The following is a 6,050-nucleotide window of genomic DNA, read 5'->3' as shown; positions in this document are numbered from 1 at the left end:
AAACTTGACAGTAAGAACCCCACAGGCTTGCCCGTGGGAGTAGTCAGTTATTAGTGACTTGAATTAAATATACTTTTGATTTATAATCACCTTATATTCAGTGAAGAAGATTAAATAACGGACATTCATAGAGAGGTCATGGCTGGTGGAAATGACTAATGAGAAGTTATGGGACACTTTGGAGAATGCTTTAAAAAAGCACGTTGGTAACGTTATAACTAAATAAAGTGCATGATTTATTCATGAACTAAGGTGGTACCGCGTATAAAACGTCCTTAGATTGAGGGCGTTTTTTTATTGTTTAAAAAGGAGGAACCTATGAAATACAATAGACCAAGAGGGACAGTAGATATTACCCCTGAAAATTCAGAAAAATGGATTGAAATGGAACAGCTATTAAGAACTGTTGCAGCAAATTACAACGTAAAAGAAATGCGTACACCAATCTTTGAGCACACAGAACTATTTAGTCGAGCAGTTGGTGATACTACAGATGTAGTGACTAAAGAAATGTATACATTTAAAGATAAGGGAGATCGTTCTCTTACTTTAAGACCAGAAGGTACTGCTGGTATTGCGAGAGCTTATGTAGAAGATAAGATGTATGCTTTACCTGAAAAGCTACAGAAAGTTTACTATATGGGACCAATGTTCAGATATGAACGTCCACAAAATGGTAGACAGAGACAGTTCCATCAGTTCGGTGTAGAAATGTTAGGTGTTGAATCACCATATGTAGATGTTGAATGTATGCTTATGGCGGTGACTATCGTTGAAGCATTAGGTATTAAGAATATCAAATTGCATATCAACTCATTAGGTGATGATGAATCAAGAACTGCATATAGAGAAGCTTTAAAGGATCATTTCAGACCTGTGCTTAATGATTTATGTGAAGACTGTCAGGCTCGTTTTGAAAAGAACCCATTAAGAATTCTAGACTGCAAAGTCGATGCAAAAAATCCAGTAATGGCTTCTGCTCCTCGTACAATTGATTATTTAAGTGAAAAAGCGAAAGCACATTTCGATAAAGTCTGCAATTTATTAGATGATTTAGAAATCGAATATGTTGTAGATACGAATTTAGTAAGAGGATTAGACTACTATTCTCATACAGTATTTGAAATCATCAGTGATGATCCAAAGTTAGGAGCTGGCTCTACTATTGGTGGTGGAGGGCGCTACAATGGTCTTGTTGAAGAACTTGGAGGTCCTGCGACTCCTGGTGTAGGCTTTGCATTTGGTATGGAAAGACTAATGCTTGCATTAGATGATGAAGATGATGAAGAAAATGGTATTGATGTTTATGTTATGCCATTAGGTGATGAAGCAAGAGATTTAGCGATGCAGATCATCACAATGCTTAGAGCAAACGGCTTTACTTGTGATATGGATTATGCAGGTAGAGGCTTAAAAGGACAGTTCAAGTCTAGTGACCGTTTTGGTGCTCATCTTTCTATTATTATTGGTGAAGATGAAGTAAAGGGTGAATATGTAAATATCCGCTGCAATCATTCTAAAGAACAGAGTGAAGTTAAATTAGAAGATATCTTAAGTTATATTGAAAATCATTATGAAGGAGATCATGAACATGAATAGAACTCACAACAATGGAGAACTAAGAATCACTGATGTCAATAAAAAAGTAGAACTTATTGGCTGGGTAGCTAAAAAGAGAAACTTAGGTGCTTTAGTCTTTGTAGACTTAAGAGACCGTCATGGTATTACACAGGTAATATTTGATGAATCTTTCAATGAACAGTTAAAAGATGTTAAGAACGAATATATTCTTGATATCAAAGGTACTGTCGTAGAAAGAAGTTCTAAGAACCCAGATATGCCAACTGGTGATATTGAAATCCAGGCTGAAGAAGTAAAGATTGTCAATAAGGCTGCGACTACTCCTATGATTATTGCGGATGAAACTGATGCCTTAGAAGAAACAAGAATGAAATATCGTTATCTTGATTTAAGACGTCCAGCTCTTCAGAAGAACATCATAAGACGTGCTAAGATTGTCAGAGCTATTCATGAATATTTAGATAGTGAAGAATTCGTAGAAATTGAAACACCATATTTAAATAAATCTACACCAGAAGGTGCAAGAGACTTCTTAGTACCTTCACGTGTACATAATGGTTCATTTTATGCATTACCACAGTCTCCACAGTTATTTAAGCAGTTATTAATGGTAGCTGGTTTTGAACGTTATTATCAGATTGCTAGATGTTTCCGTGATGAAGACTTACGTGCTGACCGTCAGCCAGAATTCACTCAGGTGGACGTAGAAATGAGTTTCATGAATACTGATCAGGTGATTGGTATTGGTGAAGGCTTAATCAAGAAGGTTATGAAGGATGTTATGAATATTGATGTTCAATTACCATTTCCAAGAATGACATGGCATGATGCGATGGAAACTTATGGTATCGATAAGCCTGATACACGTTTTGATTTGAAACTCGTTAATTTAAATGAAACAGTGAAGGATGTGGACTTTGTCGTATTCAAGAGTGCACTTGAAGCAGGAGGACATGTAAAAGGTCTTAATGTCAAGGGGGAAGCAGATAACTATTCACGTAAGAAGATTGATGCTTTAACTGAACTTGCTAAGAAATATAAGGCTAAAGGTCTTGCTTGGTTAAAAGTGACTGATAAGGGTGTATCTGGACCTATCGCAAAATTCTTTACTGAAGAACAGATGAGCGCCTTATTAGAAAAGATGAATGCTGAGGTAGGAGATTTATTACTATTTGTGAGTGATACTCATTATATGGTTGTATGTGATGCTCTTGCAGCAATCAGAAATCATTTAGGTAAAGAATTAAAGTTATATGATCCTCGTCAGTTCAACTTCTTATGGGTTGTTGATTTCCCAATGTTTGAATATTCTGAAGAAGATGGAAGATACTATGCAATGCACCATCCATTCACTCGTCCAAAGGATTCTGATCTAGATAAGATTGATACAGATCCAGCAAACTGCTTAGCAGATGCTTATGATATTGTTTTAAACGGTTTTGAACTTGGTGGCGGATCTCAGAGAATCTATGAAGAAGAATTACAGGATCGTGCCTTCAAGGCTTTAGGATTCACACAGGAAAGAATTGATGCACAGTTTGGCTGGTTTGTGGATGCATTTAGATATGGTGCACCACCTCATGCTGGATTCGCATTAGGATTAGACCGTTTCGCAATGTTATTATGTGGATGTGATTCTTTAAGAGACGTTATTGCCTTCCCTAAGAATACAAGTGCAACTTGTCCAATGTCAAAAGCACCTACACCAGTAGATAATGATCAGTTAAAGGATTTAGGAATTGAGGTTACTGAATATGAATCAGAAGAGAATAAATAAAGTATTAGAAAAGATGGAAGAAAGAGGCATTGACTATTTATTAGTCGCTGACCCTGTTTCTATCGATTATTTATTGGATTATGTTAATCATCCAGGTGAAAGAATGTATGTCATGGTTCTTTCTTCTAAAGGAAATCATCAGTTATTCTTCAATAACTTATTCTATGTAGAAAAGGACTTAGGCATGCCTATTACTTGGTTTGATGATACAGATAATGCTCCAGCATTACTTGCAGATTATTTAAAGGATGCAAAAGTAATTGGTGTAGATAAGAATATGCCAGCACGTTTCTTGATTCCTGTACAGGATCGCGTCAATGCGAAATATGTTTTAGGATCACTATGCGTGGATGAAGTAAGAATGCAGAAGGATGATGAAGAAAAGGCACTTATGTTTAAAGCAAGTGAAATGAATGATACAGCAATGGCTGAAGTAAAAAGATTACTTGCAACAGATAAGACTGAAATTGAAATGGATGAAGCATTACTTGCTTACTACAAGTCATTAGGTGCATCAGGGCATTCATTTAGTCCAATCATGGGTTATGGTGCCAATGGGGCTAACCCTCATCATTCATGCGATGATAGCCGTTTAAAGCCAGGAGATTCTATTATCGTTGATATGGGATGTATCTATAAAGGATATTGTTCTGATATGACAAGAACATTCTTCTATAAAGAAGTATCCCAAAAGCAGAAAGAAGTATACAATCTTGTATTAAAGGCAAATGAAGCAGCTGAAGCTGCTATCAAGCCAGGTATGAAATTATCTGAAATTGATGCAGTCGCAAGAAATATCATTACTGAAGCAGGTTATGGTAAAGAATTCAATCATCGTTTAGGTCATTTCATTGGTAAAGATGTACATGAATTTGGTGATGTATCTTCTGTGAGTGATATTATCGCAAAGCCTGGTATGATCTTCTCAATTGAACCTGGTGTTTATTTACAGGGTGATTTTGGAGTTCGTATTGAAGACTTAGTTATGGTCACTGAAGATGGTTGTAAGGTATTAAATAGTTATCCAAAGGAATTAACTATAATTGAATAATTTATGTAGAAAGGATAGTTAGGATGTAGATTCTAGCTGTCTTTTTTGCTTGTTGAAAGATTTATTGAAAAAGTGAAATTTCAATCACTATACATTCAGTATTTAATATTATCGGAATCTTTTTTATTAACTATGTTAATTCATATATAGGTAGAATAATCTTTTTATATTGATTTTCAGTAATATGCTTGATTTTGGATGAAAGTTTTATTATTACCATAGTGTTCTTATTGAAAGGATAAGCATCTCGGTCGCCAGACTTTCGATGCTTATCCTTTTTTTCTTTCTATAGATTTATTGATCTTAAGAATATGATAAATGATTTATGAAATAAACAAAATAGATAGCGAAAAACTGCCTCTAAAAAGTTTACATCCTAAAAGTACTGCTAGGAGTTCACAACCCTGGCAGTTTTAAAACTTGAGTTAACCTCAAGTCTATTTAGTTACTTGATTTTTTCAGACCCTTTTTTGTGCTATTATATTAAATAAAGGAGTTTACTATGGAAATAAAAAAAGCAGATAGGGCTCATATAGATGAAATAATGAGTCTTTATAAAGATGCAAAGATATTTATGGATAATCATGGCAATAAAGATCAGTGGCCTTTAGGTTATCCTTCAAAAGAAATGATTACTAAAGATATAGATAAAATGTATTTATGTATGTATGAAAATCACATTGCGGCTGTTTTCTATTATGCGATAGAAGAAGATCAAGATTATAAGGAAATAGAGGGACAATGGCTCAATGATGCACCTTATGGTGTTGTTCATCGTGTTGTTTCTGCACATATTGTGAAAGGGGCCTGCAAGTTTATCTTGAACTGGGCTTATAGTCAGATTCCTAATTTAAAGATGGATACGGGAATCAAAAATATCCCTATGCAGAATTTATTAGAATCTTGTGGATTTAAACAGTGTGGGACAATAGTCAATACGCAAGGTATAACATGTCTTGCATATCAAAAAGGAGAAACAAATGAAATATAAATGTTTGATACTAGATCATGATGATACGATTGTAGATAGCACACGTACAGTGAACTTTCCTGCATTCCTAGACTCATTAAGTAAATTGCGCCCTGGTGTTACTATGACTTGTGAAGATTATTTTAAGTATAATTATAAGCCAGGATTTACTGCATTATGTTTTGATATACTTAAGTTCACTGAAGAAGAAATGCATATACAGGAAAACAACTGGCAGTCTTATATTCGTGGTCATGCACCAGTATGTTTTGATGGCATTCATGATTTATTATGGCGTTATGTGAATGAAGGTGGCACTATCTGTGTTATATCTCATTCAATGAAGCATACTATTATACGTGATTATAAGAATAATGATTTACCTGAGCCTTCTATTATATATGGATGGGAATTACCTCCTGAAAAGCGTAAACCATCTATTTGGCCTGTTGAAAGGATTATTGAAGAACTTCATTTAAATAAAGAAGATGTCTTACTTGTAGATGATTTATTACCAGGTATACAGATGGCACGAGATGCGCATATTGATGCATGTGGAGCTGGATGGGCTCATGATATCAAGGAAATCAAAGAAGATATCAAGAATAAATGTACTTATTATGTCGAGTCTGTAAAAGAGTTAGAAGACTTATTGTTTGAGGGAGAGTAAA

5 protein-coding genes and 1 other annotated feature are annotated in these 6,050 nt (G+C 34.8%); all 5 genes read left to right on the top strand.

Annotation, left to right across the window (positions count from 1 at the left end; translation table 11 throughout):
* The first annotated feature begins 91 nt into the window (after positions 1-91).
* Positions 92-280, top strand: a binding site (T-box leader).
* 38 nt (positions 281-318) lie between these two features.
* On the top strand, positions 319-1,599 hold the full coding sequence (hisS, locus tag B2S90_RS06815; RefSeq protein WP_055288710.1) for a histidine--tRNA ligase: 1,281 nt from the start codon (positions 319-321) through the stop codon (positions 1,597-1,599).
* On the top strand, positions 1,592-3,358 hold the full coding sequence (gene aspS / locus B2S90_RS06810) for an aspartate--tRNA ligase (protein ID WP_055288728.1): 1,767 nt from the start codon (positions 1,592-1,594) through the stop codon (positions 3,356-3,358). The genes hisS and aspS overlap by 8 nt, the downstream gene beginning before the upstream one ends.
* Positions 3,336-4,409 carry a M24 family metallopeptidase gene (locus B2S90_RS06805; RefSeq protein WP_055233436.1) on the top strand — a complete coding sequence of 358 codons (1,074 nt, stop codon included), beginning with the start codon at positions 3,336-3,338 and terminating at the stop codon, positions 4,407-4,409. The genes aspS and B2S90_RS06805 overlap by 23 nt, the downstream gene beginning before the upstream one ends.
* Positions 4,410-4,911: 502 nt before the next feature.
* Positions 4,912-5,400: a hypothetical protein gene (locus B2S90_RS06800; protein ID WP_055233435.1), complete on the top strand. Its 489-nt coding sequence runs from the start codon at positions 4,912-4,914 to the stop codon at positions 5,398-5,400.
* The gene (locus tag B2S90_RS06795) at positions 5,390-6,049 is read left to right on the top strand and encodes an HAD family hydrolase (RefSeq protein WP_055233434.1); all 660 of its coding nucleotides are present in this window, start codon (positions 5,390-5,392) and stop codon (positions 6,047-6,049) included. The genes B2S90_RS06800 and B2S90_RS06795 overlap by 11 nt, the downstream gene beginning before the upstream one ends.
* The last annotated feature ends 1 nt before the right edge of the window (position 6,050 follow it).

The organism is Catenibacterium sp. UBA627 (genome assembly GCF_002299355.1).
GTDB lineage: Bacteria > Bacillota_I > Bacilli_A > Erysipelotrichales > Coprobacillaceae > Catenibacterium > Catenibacterium mitsuoka.
Note: the sequence above shows the minus strand (reverse complement) of the source record. Positions and strands in the feature narration are given on the sequence as shown.